The organism is Candidatus Limimorpha sp. (genome assembly GCF_056203535.1).
Window position 1 is genome coordinate 35514 of record NZ_JBADWU010000045.1, and the last position, 17022, is coordinate 52535.

A 17022-nucleotide genomic window follows, 5' to 3' on the forward strand; every position below is an offset into this window, starting at 1 on the left:
TTCTGTTTTTTAGTTAGTATTATTTTGCTTCGTTGGCCTTCTTGAGGCTTTCGATGTAGTCTTCGTAAGTGGTCTCTTTGTAGGTGACCTTCATGTGTTCTTTCAGGAACTGGGTCATCTTGATGTCGGCGAGCTGGTTCTTGGCGTTGTTGATCTGTTCCTCTTCTTTCATCATGTTGTTGACGATGCTGTCGAGGCGGCCTTTCATTTCGTCGTCGAGGGTAGCGTAGTCGATGCCTGGGAAGATCTGCTTGAGCACGAAGGCGCGGAGTTCTTCGTCCTTAACAACTAGCTCCATGTTGTCCTTCACGATGGCGTCTTCGATGATCTGCCAACGCAAGCCTTTTGCATAGTTGCTTTCGTAGTTGGCTTCAACGTCTTCGGCAGAGATGTTGTTCTGGCCGTTTTCGACAATCCAACGCTTCAGGAATGCATCCGGCAGGTCGAATTTCACTTCGCTGACGAGCTTTTCAATCATATGGTTGAAGAGGATCTGGTCGGTTTCGTTGACATACTGCTTTTCCATTTCTTCCTTCACGGCAGCCTTGAAAGCGTCGAGTTCCTTGATGTCTCTGCCTGGGAACACCTTTTCGAAGAAATCAGCATTGAGTTCTGGCTTTTCTTCGCGGGTGGCGTCATCAATGATGATGTTGAAATCGCTGTCGGCTGGAGCGTCTTCGCCCAAAACCTTAGCGGCTGCTTCGTCAGAACCGAGGGCCTTGGCGAAATTGAAGATGAATTCAGCACCGACTTCCTTGCCGATGAGCATATCCTTCGATTCCTGATCCTTAATCTGGTCCATGTGGAAGAAGATGGTCTTCTTGAAGCCGTCTTCAACTTCTTTGCCGTCTTCGGCTTCGCAAACCTTCAGTTCCAGTTTGTCGTTTTCGCCAACGGTTTCTGCATGAACGATGTTAGGATTTCTTTCGATGATATTGTCGATGGTCTTGTTGACTTCTTCATCAGAAGCGAGCACCTTGGCGGCTTCGATTTCCATGCTGGCAAGGTCGACTTTCACCTCTGGTCTGATGGCTGCTTCGAAGCAGAAATCCATGTCGTCCTGCTTGTCGAGGTCGGCTGGCTGCTGGTCTGGGTCGTTGAGCGGATAACCGAGCAGGTTGAGGTTGTTGTCAGTGATATGCTTGTTGAGGTTTTCTGAAACGATGTCATTCAGGGCTTCCATCTTGGCTTGCGTGCCATACATCTTCTTTATCATGCCCATCGGGACCATGCCTGGACGGAAACCTGGCATGTTGGCCTTTTGTCTCAGACCTCTTAATATTTCGTCTAATCTTTTTGCGTAATCTTCCTTAGTAACGCTAATCTTAATGGAGATAAGGTTTTCTCCTTTTGCTGTCTGTGCGATATTCATTTTTTATCTTGTTGATTTTCTTTGTTTTGTGCGGATGAAGGGACTCGAACCCTTACTTCTTTCGAAACTAGATCCTAAGTCTAGCGCGTCTACCAATTCCGCCACACCCGCGTATAGCCTGATTTTTGAGGGTGCAAAGATACAATAATTATATTAAATAAGGTGTTTTTGCCTTAGTTTTTTACGTCAAGGGCATCACGGAGAGCATTTCCAACGAGCATGAAAGCCAAAACTAAGAGCATGATGGCAATGCCGGGAAGTATGGCAAGATAGGCGGCATCGAGGATGATGAAAGCATAGTTTTCCTTGATCATGCTGCCCCACGATGGCATGGGGGGCTGGACGCCAATGCCCAGGAAACTCAAGCCGGCTTCCAAAAGGATGGCCGAAGCGAAATTGGCAGCCGAAACCACGATAATCGGGTTGATGATGTTGGGCAAAATATGCTTGAAAATGATGCGGATGTTTTTGAATCCCAATGCCTTTCCTGCCTCAACGAATGTGGTTTCGCGTATGGATAGAATCTGTCCGCGCACGATACGGGCCACTTCGACCCACATGGTCAAGCCCACGGCAATGAAGACTTGCGCAATGCCTTTGCCCAGGGCAAACGTGATGGCGATGACCAAAAGCAGGGTAGGGATGGACCACACCACATTGATGAACCAAACCACCACATCGTCAACTTTGCCACGGAAAAATCCGCCTAAACTGCCGACCGTGATGCCGATGATCAGACTCAGGAACACGGCAATGAAACCGACGGTCAGGCTGATGCGGCTGCCCAAAACAAGGCGGCTGAGGAAATCGCGGCCAAACTGGTCGGTACCTAACAGGAATTTCTGGTGTTTCGTGCAGTTGCGCAAAATGTAGTTCTTAGCATCGGCTTGAGAATTGAAGTTTTTCTTCGTAATCTCTTGATTGCTATAGGTTTCAGTTCTGATAGTGCCACTTTTCTCAGGGTTGAAAAGGTATACCTCCGTCTGCGTTGCGCTGATTTTCAGACTGTCGTAGGGAATGAAAATGCAATCATCGGGCTTGCCTTGCAACAAGGTCTTGAAAAATGACTGCTTCGGATTAGGTATCTCTTTTGGAACCAACAGCATGTCGACTTCGAAACCAGGTTTCTGCGTGCTGAGTTCTAGCAACTGGCGGTTGGCATTGGGTGTCGGGTCGGGAATGAAACAGTAGGCGAAGATTGCTGACAAGGCAAAGATAATGATGAAAAAGGTGGCCGCCATTCCTAATTTGTTCTTGCGGAATCGCTGCCATGCAAGTGCTTTGGGTGACTGCAATTGCGTTTTGTCCTTTTTCATCATCAGTGTATTTATCTAATTTAATTATGTTGTCAAAATTATACTACATAATGGTTATGGGTTAAGATCTTTCGGCTATCAGTTATTGCCCTCAACAAATAAACGATTAAACCTTTCAACAATTTACTCCATCACCTGGCACCATTACCTTGCATCCGATGTAATATTGCGCATCTACTTATCTTTCAGCTCTCATCGGGTTGTGCAGGAAGTCGTCGTATGCGAGACGAATGCCTTCTTCCAATTCGGTTTTATAAGTCCAGCCTAAAGCTCCGGCTTTCGATACGTCCAAAAGTTTCCTTGGAGTTCCGTTAGGGCGGGTGGTGTCCCATTTTATTTCACCTTCGTAGCCAATCACTTTGGCGACCAATTCGGTCAAAGCCTTAATGGTCAGCTCTTTTCCGGTTCCAGCGTTGACGGTTTCGTTGCCGCTGTAATTGTTCATCAGGAAAACGCAAAGGTTGGCCAAATCATCAACATAAAGGAACTCGCGCAAAGGACTACCGTCGCCCCAGCAGGTCACTTCTTTCAAGCCGTTCACCTTGGCCTCGTGGAAACGGCGGATGAGGGCCGGCAACACATGGCTGTGCTCAGGGTGGTAGTTGTCGTTAGGTCCATAGAGGTTGGTCGGCATGACGGAAATATAATCGGTGCCATACTGACGGTTGAGGAACTCGCAATATTTCAGTCCGCTGATTTTTGCCAAAGCGTAGGCCTCGTTGGTCTTTTCGAGTTCGGAAGTCAGCAGGCAGCTTTCCTTCATGGGTTGTGGCGCCATGCGCGGATAGATGCACGACGAGCCGAGAAATTCGAGTTTCTTGCAGCCGTTCTTCCATGCTGAATGGATGACATTCATTTCGAGAATCATGTTGTCGTACATGAAATCGGCAAGGGCATTTTGGTTGGCTACGATGCCGCCGACTTTGGCAGCAGCCAAAAAAACATATTCGGGTTTTTCCTCTGCAAAAAATTGTTCTACAGCATCTTGGCGGCAAAGGTCGAGTTCCTTGTGTGTTCGTGTTATGATGTTCGTGTAGCCTTGCTTTTGCAATTCGCGAACTATGGCGGAGCCTACCATCCCGCGGTGACCCGCTACAAATATTTTACTGTCTTTTTCCATAAATGTTATTTTTGCTTCGCAAAAGAAATCTTTATAAAATCCTTATTTAAAATCTTTCAAAAATCTTTCTTTGACAGACCTGCTAGAATCTTTTGTCAACTTTGCTATATCAGTCTTATTTTTTCAATTGTTCCATCGGAATATCTTTCATACCATTCACTATAGATTCCGTCCGGTGAGAAATTTATCAACATTCCATAGGGAAGATGGGTGAGATTCAAATAGTTTTTCAATTGTTTTCTGTGTTCGTCTCCTATGTACTTGATTGATTTTAATTCAACGATAATATTCTTATTGACAACTAAATCCATCCTATAGTTCTGATCCAATTGCACATCATCCCATTAAATCGGCAAAAACACCTGCCGCTCTACGATATAATCGTTTTGCTCAAGCAAATATTTCATCGCAGCTTCATAAGCCGATTCAAGTAAGCCATAGTGGTATTTATTATAGACTTTCATGGCAACGCCTGTGATTTCCACAAAAAACACATACCGTTTATTATATTCATCTACCAAATTCATAAAACAAGACCACTATTATTGAATGATTTTTAAATCAGATTTTTGAATGGATTTCTGCCCGTCAGGGCATCCAAAAACCATCACCAAACGCCAACGCAATTGATTTTTGACAGATTTTCCATTAAGATTTTTGACCGATTTCTGCCCGTTAGGGCATCCCTAAAATCAATCTTCCAGCTGAGCCTTGAGGTAGAGTTTCTTGACAAACTTCATGTCGTGTTCGACCATGATTTTCACCAAATCCTCGAAACTTGTTTTGCGCGGATTCCAGCCTAACAAAGTCTTGGCTTTTGTTGGGTCGCCGAGGAGTTGTTCCACTTCGGCAGGGCGGAAGAAACGCGGGTCGACTTCAACCAACACTTTGCCAGTGGCCGTGTCGATGCCTTTTTCATTGACACCTTCACCTTCCCAACGCAACTCGATGCCAACGTGATGGAATGCCAAAGTGCAGAAATCGCGCACGGTGTGGTATTCACCCGTGGCAATCACGAAATCTTCAGGCTTTTCCTGTTGGAGGATGAGCCACATGCACTCGACGTAATCCTTGGCATAGCCCCAGTCGCGAAGTGAATTCAGGTTGCCCAAATACAGTTTGTCTTGGAAGCCTTGCTTGATGCGGGATGCGGCAAGCGTGATTTTTCGTGTGACAAAGGTTTCGCCACGACGTTCACTTTCGTGGTTGAAGAGAATGCCGTTGACGGCAAACATGCCGTAGCTTTCGCGGTAGTTCTTTACAATCCAAAAACCATATTGCTTGGCTACGCCGTAAGGTGAACGCGGATAGAAAGGCGTGGTTTCTTTTTGAGGTACTTCTTGAACCAATCCGAAAAGCTCGGATGTTGAAGCCTGATAAATGCGGCATTTCTTTTCCATGCCAAGGATACGCACGGCCTCCAACAAGCGAAGCGTGCCGACGGCATCTGCTTCGGCTGTATATTCAGGACAGTCGAATGAAACTTTAACATGGCTTTGTGCTGCAAGGTTATAGATTTCATCTGGTTGGACTTTCTGGATAATACGTACTAATGATGACGAGTCGGTCATGTCGCCGTAATGAAGGGTGAGAAGTCGCTTGTTCTTCATGTCGCGCACCCATTCATCTAAATAAAGGTGTTCGATGCGGCCAGTGTTGAAAGAAGAAGAACGCCGGATGATGCCGTGGACTTCGTAACCTTTTTCTAATAGAAATTCGGCAAGAAAAGAACCGTCTTGTCCAGTGATTCCAGTGATTAAAGCTGTTTTTTCCATTTGTGCTAAACTATTTATTATTAATTACTTATTGTCTTCTGATTGTCAAGGCAATGGCTTCATTGTGCTGGACGCAGAAATCAGTTGCATTGTCGACCACCAATGCAAGATAGCCGCCGCCGCCAGCGCCTGGCATTTTCCATGCCATTACACCGTCCATCACACTGTAACGGTCGATGAAACCTTGAACGCATCCCTGAATCATGGCGGGAAACATGGCAATTTGTGCTTCGAATGAGGCTTTATATGCTGATGCGAAATCTTTAAGATTGCGGGAAAGTATCGCTTCCCAGCAGTCGTTGGCAGCTTTTGCCAATGCCTGAACTTTTGGTAGGGTGATGTCTTTGCCTTCGACAACAGAACAACCCGCGCAACGTGGTTCCATAGGTATCATGCAAAGATGATTTTCCAACCATGATAATGTGGCAGGCTCATTACAGGTCTCGATTCTTTCTGGCCAGAAATGGTTGTCGTAATAATGGCGAGCCAATCCGGGAATGCAGATTCCGATGGAGTCTTGCGCACCGCTGATGTGTCCGCCTTCGCGTTCAGGATGATTTTCGAAACAGAAGACGAGACGAGCCAGCATCTCGGGATCCATGTGGGGCAGCTGATAAGGCCAGATGCGTTTGATTTGGTTGCGCGTTGAGGTGCTCAGGCCGCAACGCTCACGGATTTCAAATGTCGGTTCTAATGAAATGGTGATGGCCCAGCCCGGAGCATATTGGCTGACGTAAGGCTGGTCAATCCAAGTGCCGGCCAAGTCGAGACGGGTAGGAATCTGACAGGTTTCGTTCAAAGTCTGCTTGTCAGCTTTCAGCGTATTTTTAATTTCGGTGCTTGAACGCGCCTCAAGCCCTTCGTGCGGAATGCGTTCAAGTACAACGTATTCGATGCCGTGTTCTTCGCAGAAACGTCGCTTGTCTTCGTTTTCACCGTCACTGTTGACAAGAAGAATGTCGGGCTTAAGCATCTCGACGGTTGGAATGAAATCCATCACGCCGCTACCTTGATTGACGAAAGCGTCCTTGACATAGCGAACAGCCTTGACCATAAACAAGCGTTCCTCTTCAGGAAACATGGGCTTGTGATGCTTGTAGCCTTCAATAGTTCTGTCGCTCCCTATGCCGACATACAGGTCGCCATATTCGGCGGCTTGTTTGAAAAATTCGATGTGACCGCTGTGCAGCAGATCGTAACAACCTGATACAAAAACCTTTTTCATTGTTCCGAATCAAATATTTTGTCCATAAGATGCCATTTTGCGCTTGATGGTGCATCGGCGGCGCAACCTTGGAATTGTGCAACGTATGCTTCCCATTCCGCTTGACGAGGCAAGGTGGCAAGATGTGCCATGTCGCGTTCCCAATCGAAATCATCGATGGTGTCGCAGATCATGAAAAGAGTTTTTCCGAGGCAATAAATTTCCATCGATAGGATACCCGCCTGATGTTGACCTTCAATGATTTCTGGCCAAACATGCCGGTGTGCCTCAAGATATTGCGCAACGAGTTTTTCATCGTCGACGAGAGTTAGTGTTTGACAGTAACGTTTCATGGCAAAATATGATTTGTATTTAAATTTACAAAAATAGGAAATAATTCAATATAAAAAGAAAACTTTTTAAGTGGATAAATCTATACATTTGCAGGCATGAAAGACATCATAGAACTGAGACATCTGCTGCATTCGCAAGCAGAACTTTCCGAGCAGGAAAAAGTTACGAATTGTATTGTAAATGAATGGATTAGAAAAACGAATCCTGATTTGCAAATCGAAAAAATAGGTGGTTACGGATTGGCTGCATTATACAAAGGGAAACAGCCAGGCAAGCGTATTTTACTTCGCGCCGACATTGATGCTCTGCATATTCCGGAACCAAATGTTATGGATTATCGCTCACAGCATGATGGAGTTTCGCATAAATGTGGTCACGATGGGCATGCTGCCATTTTGTGTGGTGTGGCTCAAGCACTGTCGGAATGCCGCCCTGAAAAAGGGGAGGTGGTGTTGCTGTTTCAACCTGCCGAGGAGACTGGGCAAGGTGCAAAAGCCATCTTGAGCGATCCGCAGTTTGCTCAAATTGTTCCTGATTCGGCTTACGGTTTGCATAATCTTCCTGGTTTTGCGGCTGGTCAAGTTCTTGTGAGAAAAGGCTGTTTTGCAGCGGCTTCCTTTGGGCTGAAACTCGTTTTTGATGGCAAGACCGCCCATGCTTCCCAACCTGAGACGGGGAAAAACCCATCTGAATTGTTAGCCGTGTTGATTCATCAGTTGGAGAAAAAACGCGAAATGCTGAAAGTGGTGAAACCGCTGACAACTTTCGTGATTACTCATGCTGTTTTGGGCGAAGAGACTTTCGGCGTGGCACCTGGTCATGCCGAAATCTGGCTTACACTTCGCAGCTTTGATGATAGAAACCTTGAAATGCTTGCCGACCAAGTCATAGCCTTATGTCAAGCCAAAGCGAAAGATTATCTTTTTGATTTTCAATTTACTATGCGTGAGGCTTTCGCTGGCACTCATAGCAGCGATAACAACGTTGCCGTCATCGAAAATGCGGCAAAACGTTTAGGTCTAAGTCTTGGCCATTTGACGGAACCTTTCCGCTGGTCGGAGGATTTTGGCCGTTTTGGAACTGTCTGTCCGATAGGATTTTTCGGCCTGGGTTCGGGGTTCTCTCATCCGGCTTTGCACAATCCGGATTATGATTTTCCCGATGCTATCCTTGAGACGGGAATCCGTATGTTCTTGGAAATCATCAATGGAGAACTGAAATGAGTTAGAATTCAAGTTCAACGGTGTCCATTGGCATTGTTTCAAATCCTTGAATAATCTCTTCGGGAGTCTTCCCAAGATTCAGTATCGACTGCTGGGCTGATGGCACGAAATCGCTGTCAGGATATTCCTCAATCAGTTTTTCGTACAACATGCGGGCTTGCCCCAATTCGCCGAGTTTTTCTTCGTAGATTAAAGATGCTACCATAAACATTCCCACAGGTGTGTTTCTGTAGGAGGGATATTGTTTCATCAGTTTGTCGAGGAGACCAATTGATTCCTGAGGCTCCTTGAATTGAAAAGACAGATTCAAAGCCTTGAAAAGCCAATCGGCTGCGTCTTCTGCATCAGGATTTTGCTCGACATACTGGCAAAACAAGTCGTACACTTCGGGGAAGGCCTCCTTGTTGGCGGTCATATCTTCGTTGTAAAGAGAAGCTTCAGCTTTTTCAAGATCTTCGACTTTCGGTTTGCCGTTGCCGCAAGCCATCATCATAATGGCCAATGCCGCAATCATAGTGAGTTTTGCTAAATGTTTCATAATGAATAAATTATTTGTTTCCTATCTGATAAATGCTTGTTTTGGATTGAGACGCGATAATCGCATCTCTACAGGAAGATGCCTTATCTTCTTCTTTTCTTGGGGAAAATCATCCTGTAATCCACATCGCACTTGCCTTCCGAAATGTTGCGCAGCTTGCCGCTCAAAAGTGTCTTGCGAAGCGGAGCGATTCTGTCGACATGGACGTGGCCTTCCAGGTGGTCGTATTCGTGCTGGATGATGCGGGCACGTATGCCTTCGAACACTTCTTCGTGTTCCACGAAGTTTTCGTCCTGGTAACGGATGCGGATTTTGCCCTTGCGGACGACTTCCTCATAGATGTTCGGCACGCTCAGGCAACCTTCCTTAAATGTTGTGTCTTCACCAAAGAATTCAAGGATTTCAGCATTGATAAACACTTGCTTAAAGTCCTTTCCGTCAGGATAATCGGGATAAAACGGATTGCCGTCCACAATGAAAAGGCGGATGGATTTGTTGACTTGTGGTGCGGCCAAACCGACACCTTCGGAATGGGCCAGGGTCTCCCACATGTCCTGCATGAGTTTGTCTAATTCGGGATAATCAGGACCGATTTTGGCAGCCACAGCTTTCAGAATGGGATGTCCGTATGCTACGATGGGTAATATCATTATTGTGTTTAATTGTTTGTAGTTGAATTGTTTATTTGTTTGTTTTCTTGACTTCGTGGTTTACGGTTACAGTTTACTGATAACTGATAACTGATAACCGACAACCGATAACTGATAACCATTACAAAGAACGATTTAACGACGACATATACGATTGCAAGATAATGGTGGCACTGATGGTGTCGACCAAGGCCTTGTCTTGTCGCTGTTTCTTTTTCAAGCCGGCATCGAGCATGGTTTGGTGGGCGAGGACAGAAGTGAAACGTTCATCGTAACGGACGATTTTCATGTCGGGCAGCAGTTTGCGCAGCCGGTTGATGATGGGGTCGATGTATTTTGTGGAGTCCGACGGGTTGTTGTGCATGTCTTTGGGTTCGCCGATGACAATGGTTTCCACTTCTTCGTTTTTTACGTAATCGACCACAAAATCAGGCAGTTTGGCAGCTTCCACAGTCGTTAATCCGTTTGCAATGATTTGCAAAGGATCGGTGACTGCAACGCCACAACGTTTCTTGCCCAAGTCGATAGCCATGATTCTTGCCATATATTAATAAGGTGTATGCGTTTTTAATATGCGCTTTTCAAGCGTTTGATTTGCATTGCAAAAATAGTAAATAAAATTGTTCGGAGCTTCAATCGAGTCAAAAAAGGATTCTGAAAACCAATACCATGCTTGCAAAAAATGTCGTTTGTCCCTTGATTTTGGACACTGTTAATTTTGAGTTGGTGTTTTAACTTGTTTTTTTGAATGTTGAAAATCAATGCTTTAGTTTTGTTGGACGGCATAAATCAAAAAATATTGCGAAAGCGGTTGTTTGAATGGAAAAATTGTCTATTTTTGCAGTCCAAATTTGAAAGGAAGATAAGCAATGTCAAAGAAACAAAAAGACGCACGTGTAAAGGTCATCCTCGAATGCACCGAACATAAGGCAAGTGGTATGCCTGGCACATCCAGATATTATACCATGAAGAACAAGAAGAACACTCCTGACCGTTTGGAGTTGATGAAGTATAACCCAATCCTTAAAAAAATGACTCTCCACAAGGAGATTAAATAATTTAGAGTTATGGCAAAGAAAGCTGTTGCTACACTTCGTAGCTTGGATAAGACCTTTAGCAAGATTATCAGAATGAAGCGCTCAGAAAAGACTGGTGCTTACTATTTCGAAGAAACAGTAGTTCCTGCTGACAAGGTTCAGGAATTCCTCGCCAAGAGATAAATTGCTTAATTAGGTGAATTTTAATAGCTTTTCCATAACAACTTATGGAAGAGCTATTTTTTCGTTTTTATAACCGAAGGGAAAAACAGTTCCTCGAGCTCGTCGAAAGGACGTGCTGAAAAACCGGTCCCCTTCAAAAACAAAGCATTATGGGCCTGTTCTCATTCTTAACGAAGAAAAAAGAAAAGGAGACCAAGGAAGACCTTGACAAAGGTTTGGAAAAGACCAAGACTTCCGTTTTCTCCAAAATTACAAAAGCCATCATGGGCAAATCGACTGTCGATGATGAGGTGCTCGATAATCTTGAAGAGATTCTCATCACCTCTGATGTCGGTGTCGAAACAACCTTGAAAATCATCGACCGTATCCAGGCACGCGTGGCTCGCGACAAGTATGTCGGTACCAATGAGTTGAATTCCATCCTGAAGCAGGAAATCACTGCCTTGTTGCAGGAGAATGAATCGGGTGATGGAACCACATTCGACATTCCTGCCGATAAGAAGCCATACGTCATCATGGTGGTCGGTGTGAATGGCGTGGGTAAGACCACGACCATTGGCAAACTGGCTCATAATTTCAAGAATGCAGGCAAGAAAGTCGTGCTTGGCGCTTCCGACACTTTCCGCGCTGCCGCTGTCGAGCAGCTGCAGATTTGGGCCGATAGGGTAGGCGTGCCGATTGTCCAGCAGGGGATGGGTGCCGACCCAGCCTCGGTGGCTTTCGATACCATCAAGTCGGCGGTGGCTCAGGATGCTGATGTCGTCATTATTGACACGGCTGGCCGTTTGCACAACAAGGTCAACTTGATGCGCGAGCTGACTAAGATTAAGACTGTCATGCAGAAGGTCGTTCCAGATGCACCGCACGAAGTGCTGCTGGTTTTGGACGCTTCGACTGGACAAAACGCCATCGAACAGGCCAAGCAATTCACGGCTGCTACCGAAGTCAATGCTTTGGCTTTGACGAAACTTGACGGTACGGCAAAGGGCGGCGTTGTCATCGGCATTTCTGACCAGTTCAAGATTCCGGTAAAATATATTGGCGTTGGTGAAGGCATCGACCATCTCCAAATCTTTGACAGAAAGGCTTTTGTCGATAGTTTGTTTGAATGAGATTTTACCTTAAAAACACCAATTTTGAGTTGAACACAGATTGCACGGATTTCCACGGAAATGTTTTGCTGGCAAAACATAAATCCGTTCTATCCGTTAAATCCGTGTTCAATTAAGTTTTATCTTGTGTTCAATCATCGTTTTCTTCTATAATCTGACATCTTGAGAAAACCAATTTTAAATATCGTAACGCTCGGCTGCTCAAAGAATAAGGTTGATTCCGAACATTTGGCGGCCTTGCTCGAAAAACAATTCCTGATTCGTCACGATTCTGACCGCAAATCAGATGTGGTGATGATTAATACCTGTGGCTTCATCGGCGATGCCCAAGAGGAATCTATCGACACGATTTTGGAATATGCAGAATTGCGTAAGCAGAATAAAATCAGCAAACTGTATGTGATGGGCTGCCTCTCGCAGCGTTTCCGTAAGGAATTGCAGGAGGAAATTCACGAGGTTGATGCCTGGTACGGCGTTGAAAGCGTCGATATGGTGGCCGCTGACATTCTGAAGGAAGATGTGCCATGCGGCTTCGTCACACAGCGCGTTTTGTCTACGCCGAAGCATTACGCTTATCTGAAAATTTCGGAGGGCTGCAACCGCCGTTGTGCTTTTTGTGCCATTCCGCTGATTCGTGGCAGTCATGTCTCCGTGCCAATGGACAAACTTCTTGAAGAGGCGCAAATGTTGGCCAAGAAAGGTGTTAAGGAATTGATTCTCATTGCGCAAGATTTGACCTATTACGGCATCGACTTGGATGGCAAATCACATATCGTGGAATTGGTCAAGGAATTGTGCAAGATTGACGGCTTTGAATGGATTCGCCTGCATTACGGCTATCCGCTCGGTTTTCCGAATGAATTGCTCGATTTGATGCGCGAAAATCCGAAACTTTGCCATTATATCGACTTGCCTCTGCAACACATCTCCACGTCAATTTTGAAGCGTATGCGCCGCGGCGTCGACCGTGAGCAGACCATTGGCTTTGTCGAAAATGTGCGTAAGCATGTGCCTGACATTGCTTTCCGCACGACATTCATCGTTGGTTTTCCTGGCGAGACTGAAGCGGATTTTGAAGAACTCTGTCAGTTTGTCCGCGATATGCGTTTTGAACGCGCTGGCGTATTTGCCTATTCTCCCGAGGAAGGCACGCCGGCTTACGAAATGGAAGACGATGTCCCTGATGAGGTGAAGCAGGAACGTGTCGACAGGCTGATGGCTATCCAGCAGGATATTTCGCTTGAAATCAACGGAATGCGTGTGGGCAAAACTGAAAAGGTCTTGATTGACCGTCTGGAAGGTGATTATTACATTGCGCGTTCACAATACGATTCGCCGGAGGTGGATGACGAGATTTTGATTTCCGCTGACAACGATTTGGAAATCGGGAAATTCTATCAGGTGAAAATCACGCAGGCTGATTATTTCGACTGTTACGGTGAAATCATCCCTGAATAATCGTCTTCATGCAACAAACCCCGATTTTTTGTGTTATCTTTGCAACTGAGTTTTGGAAACATGAAGATTTCGGAAATCATCTCTATCTTATCAAAAGGCATCAGCATGGGCGTGGTGAACGTGTTGCCTGTGTCGAGTGGCACCATCTCGCTGATTTTAGGTGTGTTTGAGCGTTTTGTCAATTCAATCAAATCGCTGAATCACAAGAATTTCAAGCTGTTGTTTGAACATCGTTATTCGGAATTTGCCAAACGCACCGACTTGAAATTCCTTTCCATATTGATGTTCGGCGTTTTGGCCGGCATGGTGCTGACTTCCGTTTTCCTGAAATCAGTTTTTTCTTCACACGAAGTCTACACTTGGTCGTTTTTCATCGGCTTGATTGTGGCTTCGGTGATTTACATCCTGAAGACTTTGGATAAAGTGAACCTGAAAATAGTCCTTCTCATGGTTTTGGGAACGGCAGTCTCTTTTCTTCTGTCGATTCGTTCTAATCCCGTTTCAAACGATTCATTCGGCTATCTTTTCCTTTGCGGCATCATCGGCACGACGGGCATGGTCGTTCCGGGCATTTCAGGTTCTCATCTGATGTTGCTCATGGGAAATTACGAGCTGATTGTCACTGAGGCGATTCCGAACCTGACGCATTGGGGCACATTGGGCGAAGGCCTGAAAACCTTGCTGCCTTTTACCTTGGGCGCAGTGGTCAGTATTGTCATGTTTTCGCATTTGCTTTCGTGGCTGATGAAGGAATGGCGCGACGAGACCTTGTCGGTGCTGTCGGGTTTCATGTTGGGCAGTCTGCCGGTGGTTTATCCTTGGAAAGCGGCTAATCCCGATGTGTCGGAATACATTTTTTCCTGGCCGCCGTTTTCGTCGGAATTGCTTGTTGCAGTGGTGTTCGCCTTGTTGGGCGCAGGTCTTGTCTTGCTGCTTGAAACATTGGCTAAGCGGAAGGGAACTGTTGTCCGTTAAAACATAGTTAGGCGTGAAACTGCTTTTTGTTCCACAAAACCTGCAAATGTCGTGAGGAAAGCGTAAGGTGTTAGTCCCCCTCAAAAATTGATCTGCGTTCAGGTTGTTGTCCGTGTTTTTTCCTATCTTTGCTGCAATGAAACTGAAACATCTCATATTCTTTCTTGCCGTGCTTCTTGCGGCTTGTTCCACGCGGCACCCTGTAGAGACGCGATTTATCGCGTCTCCTAACAAACAATTACAAGCCATCGACAGCCTGCTATGGCAGCATCCCGACAGCGCGCTGATGGTGCTAGTGAATTTTGCGGGCAGCCCGAAAGCCGACAGCCTGAGCACATTTGACGGACATTATTTCCAAATACTGCTTTCCGAACTGCTTTATAAAAACGACTGCGAGCAGACCAACCGCGAAGAACTGCTGAAGGCGGTGGATTATTTTGATTCGATTGTGACGACTGATAACAGAGACGCGATTCATCGCGTCTCTACAGACAACCTTGTCTTTCTTGATGCGCGCGTGCATTACATTAACGGTGTGGGGTTTTATGAGCGTGACTGCGTGGTTGAGGCCTGTGCAGAATATCTGAAAGCCTTGAAGGTGATGGAAAGCCATTTTAAGGAGAAAGATTTGCTGAAAAACAAGGCAAAGTTTATGGCATATACCTACAACAGGCTTGGGAAAATGTTCTCTGGCCAGTTTATGATGGAAAATGCCATTACTTGCTATGAAAAATCCCTCGTATACTGCAAAATAGAACCCACTTCGACAACAGGTGTTGCTAATACGCTGTTCCTTATAGGAAAACAATACGACAAGATGAATGACTATGACGAAGCGAAACGGTATTATGATTGTGCTTTAAAAGACATTACGGATACTGGCAATTCGCTTTACAGGAATATCGTGTCAAGCAAGGCTTTGTGCGATTATGATTGCGGCATGGGAATGGAAAAGCCGGTTGAAACGCTGGAACAAATTGCCCGCCAATCGGATGATGAAACAGAAAGATTAGGATACTATTGGGCTATTGGAGCAATTTTCTTTGAAGAGAAGATGCTTGATTCGGCATTCTTTTATCTGAAGCCTGTCTATGAGAACACGGATGACATTAGTGTCAGGAACCAGATAGCAGGATGTTTGCGCGTCATCTATGAAAATGCAGGAGACCAGGAAAAAGCCGACGAATGTGTGCGTTTTATGGCTGGCAACATGAAACCGGAAGGCGAAAACCAGGCTTTGGTCTCGCAACTCGACAATCTGTTTCAGGATTACTTGAAACAAAAGCAGAAGAAACTGGCTGAGGCTGAACACGCAAAGCACATCAAAAAAACAGTCGGAATCATTGTGACTATTGCCATTTTGTTGGCATTAGGCATTGTTGTCGTGGCGAAACGGAGAAGCAGGAAACTGCTTAGGCAGCAAAAGGAGGAAGCGGACAGACAGCATAAAGAGGAATTAAGATTGAGGCAGGCGGAAACGGAAAAGGCTTTGGAAGACAAGGAGAAACATTACCGGCTGGAAATGGAGGAGCAGCAGCAAGCCCACCAAGCCCGGCAAAATGCCCTTTCTGGCCGGCTGAAACAGAGCAATCAGGAGATACGCGAACTGAAAGAGCAGATAAAGCAGCAGGACGATCGGTCGGCAAAAGCCGAAGCAGCCCCAACGTTTGCCGAAGAACCGATATGCCGCCTCATCGTGGAGCGGGTCAACGAAGGACAATTCAAGGCGAAAGTGGATTATGCCGTCTATAAGGATTCCGCCTTGGACAAGCAGCAGCTGTTGGACTTGCGTGTGGCTGTCGACCGCCATTTCAATCAGTTCACCGTCCGTCTCAAGCAGGCCTATCCTAAACTCACCAACAGCGACCTCGACTATTGCTGCCTTTATCTGCTTGGCCTGACCGATGCCGACATTTCCGCCTTGATGCAGCGCGCCTATAACACGGTTAATGAGCGCAGTACTAAACTGCGAAATGTTTTTGGTAGAGAAAACAACATTTCCAATACTTTAAGGGATCTTGCTGAATGTTTTCTACTAAATTGATTAGCAAGACGTTAATCAAAAATCCGAACCTTTCCGAACCATCATTTTCTTGCGGGGTTTTGGAGCCTACTCTATTTTTGCATCGTGATTTAAAATCTAATAAATGATGAAAAAAATGAAAAAATTGGTTCTGATGCTCTGTTTAATCCTTTCAGGAGCATGGTGCTACGCTAACGGCGCAGCCGGAACGGAAAACAAGAAAGGAGAAGGAATACCTCTAATTATAAAGGAGAAAAGAACTACTGATAATCCTGATAAAGGTGCATGCATTAACTCTTCCATTAGTGGGCATACACTTACCGTTGCCTTTACCGAAAACCTCGGCCAAGTGGTCGTTGAAGTGGAAACCATTTCGGGCGGCAATGTCCAGGGCCTCTCAATGCTTACCCCAAACGGAATGCAGTTCTACATTCCTTTTGAAGGGGATTACATGGTCACTTTCACGCTCCCCAATGGAGATGAGTATTATGGTGAGTTTACGGTAACAGAATAACAGTCAACAAATTACACCAACATATTAAAGGGCAATTCTAAATAAAACTCATTGATAATCAGATAAATATTTGTATATTTGCCGCAAATTTGAAGAGAAAAAGGACACGTACAAAAGGGCATACAGAAAGCTTGGCAACCAAGGTTTATTTGATTCTGAAGAAAGAAC

17 protein-coding genes, 1 tRNA gene and 1 pseudogene are annotated in these 17022 nt (G+C 45.5%); 8 read left to right on the forward strand and 11 right to left on the reverse strand.

Translation table 11 applies throughout. The annotated features are described in order from the left end of the window. Nucleotides 1–19: 19 nt before the first annotated feature. The 8 genes and pseudogenes from tig to AC06MN_RS05065 form a co-directional block, all read right to left on the reverse strand. Nucleotides 20–1372, reverse strand: coding sequence for a trigger factor (gene tig, locus AC06MN_RS05030; RefSeq protein ID WP_475671263.1), 1353 nt, complete (start codon nucleotides 1370–1372; stop codon nucleotides 20–22). Between the two features lie 29 nt (nucleotides 1373–1401). Next, a tRNA-Leu gene (locus AC06MN_RS05035) sits at nucleotides 1402–1483 on the reverse strand. A gap of 62 nt (nucleotides 1484–1545) precedes the next feature. Continuing rightward, nucleotides 1546–2688: an ABC transporter permease gene (locus AC06MN_RS05040; RefSeq protein WP_475671264.1), complete on the reverse strand. Its 1143-nt coding sequence runs from the start codon at nucleotides 2686–2688 to the stop codon at nucleotides 1546–1548. A gap of 178 nt (nucleotides 2689–2866) precedes the next feature. Further along, nucleotides 2867–3808 carry a GDP-L-fucose synthase family protein gene (locus tag AC06MN_RS05045; protein WP_475671265.1) on the reverse strand — a complete coding sequence of 314 codons (942 nt, stop codon included), beginning with the start codon at nucleotides 3806–3808 and terminating at the stop codon, nucleotides 2867–2869. Nucleotides 3809–3912: 104 nt separating this feature from the next. Then, nucleotides 3913–4335 (reverse strand): annotated as a pseudogene (locus AC06MN_RS05050) (GxxExxY protein). A gap of 165 nt (nucleotides 4336–4500) precedes the next feature. Then, entirely contained in the window at nucleotides 4501–5583 is a 1083-nt protein-coding gene (gene gmd, locus AC06MN_RS05055; protein WP_475671266.1) for a GDP-mannose 4,6-dehydratase, read from the reverse strand. A gap of 28 nt (nucleotides 5584–5611) precedes the next feature. Then, nucleotides 5612–6808: an FAD synthase family protein gene (locus AC06MN_RS05060; protein ID WP_475671267.1), complete on the reverse strand. Its 1197-nt coding sequence runs from the start codon at nucleotides 6806–6808 to the stop codon at nucleotides 5612–5614. Continuing rightward, the gene (locus AC06MN_RS05065; RefSeq protein ID WP_475671268.1) at nucleotides 6805–7140 is read right to left on the reverse strand and encodes an L-rhamnose mutarotase; all 336 of its coding nucleotides are present in this window, start codon (nucleotides 7138–7140) and stop codon (nucleotides 6805–6807) included. The genes AC06MN_RS05060 and AC06MN_RS05065 overlap by 4 nt, the downstream gene beginning before the upstream one ends. Before the next feature lie 96 nt (nucleotides 7141–7236). Between AC06MN_RS05065 and AC06MN_RS05070 the strand changes: the two genes are divergently transcribed. Next, nucleotides 7237–8364, forward strand: a complete 1128-nt coding sequence (locus tag AC06MN_RS05070) for an amidohydrolase (protein WP_475671269.1) — start codon at nucleotides 7237–7239, stop codon at nucleotides 8362–8364. A 1-nt stretch (nucleotide 8365) separates the two neighbouring features. Here AC06MN_RS05070 and AC06MN_RS05075 read toward each other — a convergent pair whose 3' ends face one another. From AC06MN_RS05075 to ruvX, 3 genes are all read right to left on the reverse strand, one after another. Continuing rightward, the gene (locus AC06MN_RS05075; protein WP_475671270.1) at nucleotides 8366–8902 is read right to left on the reverse strand and encodes a tetratricopeptide repeat protein; all 537 of its coding nucleotides are present in this window, start codon (nucleotides 8900–8902) and stop codon (nucleotides 8366–8368) included. Between the two features lie 83 nt (nucleotides 8903–8985). Beyond that, the gene (gene def, locus AC06MN_RS05080; protein ID WP_475671271.1) at nucleotides 8986–9552 is read right to left on the reverse strand and encodes a peptide deformylase; all 567 of its coding nucleotides are present in this window, start codon (nucleotides 9550–9552) and stop codon (nucleotides 8986–8988) included. Between the two features lie 121 nt (nucleotides 9553–9673). Beyond that, nucleotides 9674–10096, reverse strand: a complete 423-nt coding sequence (gene ruvX / locus AC06MN_RS05085; protein ID WP_475671272.1) for a Holliday junction resolvase RuvX — start codon at nucleotides 10094–10096, stop codon at nucleotides 9674–9676. Nucleotides 10097–10421: 325 nt separating this feature from the next. On the opposite strand from ruvX, the gene rpmG reads away from it, so the two are divergent. The 7 genes from rpmG (at nucleotide 10422) to AC06MN_RS05120 (ending at nucleotide 16854) form a co-directional block, all read left to right on the forward strand. Then, a complete protein-coding gene (gene rpmG, locus AC06MN_RS05090; protein WP_475671273.1) occupies nucleotides 10422–10610 on the forward strand; it encodes a 50S ribosomal protein L33 in 189 nt (62 codons plus the stop codon). 9 nt (nucleotides 10611–10619) lie between these two features. Further along, on the forward strand, nucleotides 10620–10772 hold the full coding sequence (locus AC06MN_RS05095) for a DUF4295 domain-containing protein (protein WP_475671274.1): 153 nt from the start codon (nucleotides 10620–10622) through the stop codon (nucleotides 10770–10772). Nucleotides 10773–10921: 149 nt separating this feature from the next. After that, on the forward strand, nucleotides 10922–11884 hold the full coding sequence (ftsY, locus tag AC06MN_RS05100) for a signal recognition particle-docking protein FtsY (protein ID WP_475671275.1): 963 nt from the start codon (nucleotides 10922–10924) through the stop codon (nucleotides 11882–11884). 162 nt (nucleotides 11885–12046) lie between these two features. Further along, on the forward strand, nucleotides 12047–13342 hold the full coding sequence (gene rimO / locus AC06MN_RS05105) for a 30S ribosomal protein S12 methylthiotransferase RimO (RefSeq protein ID WP_475671276.1): 1296 nt from the start codon (nucleotides 12047–12049) through the stop codon (nucleotides 13340–13342). A gap of 30 nt (nucleotides 13343–13372) precedes the next feature. Then, entirely contained in the window at nucleotides 13373–14317 is a 945-nt protein-coding gene (locus tag AC06MN_RS05110) for a DUF368 domain-containing protein (protein WP_475671277.1), read from the forward strand. Nucleotides 14318–14453: 136 nt separating this feature from the next. Further along, nucleotides 14454–16361 carry a tetratricopeptide repeat protein gene (locus AC06MN_RS05115; protein WP_475671278.1) on the forward strand — a complete coding sequence of 636 codons (1908 nt, stop codon included), beginning with the start codon at nucleotides 14454–14456 and terminating at the stop codon, nucleotides 16359–16361. Nucleotides 16362–16476: 115 nt separating this feature from the next. Beyond that, nucleotides 16477–16854: a hypothetical protein gene (locus AC06MN_RS05120; protein ID WP_475671279.1), complete on the forward strand. Its 378-nt coding sequence runs from the start codon at nucleotides 16477–16479 to the stop codon at nucleotides 16852–16854. The last annotated feature ends 168 nt before the right edge of the window (nucleotides 16855–17022 follow it).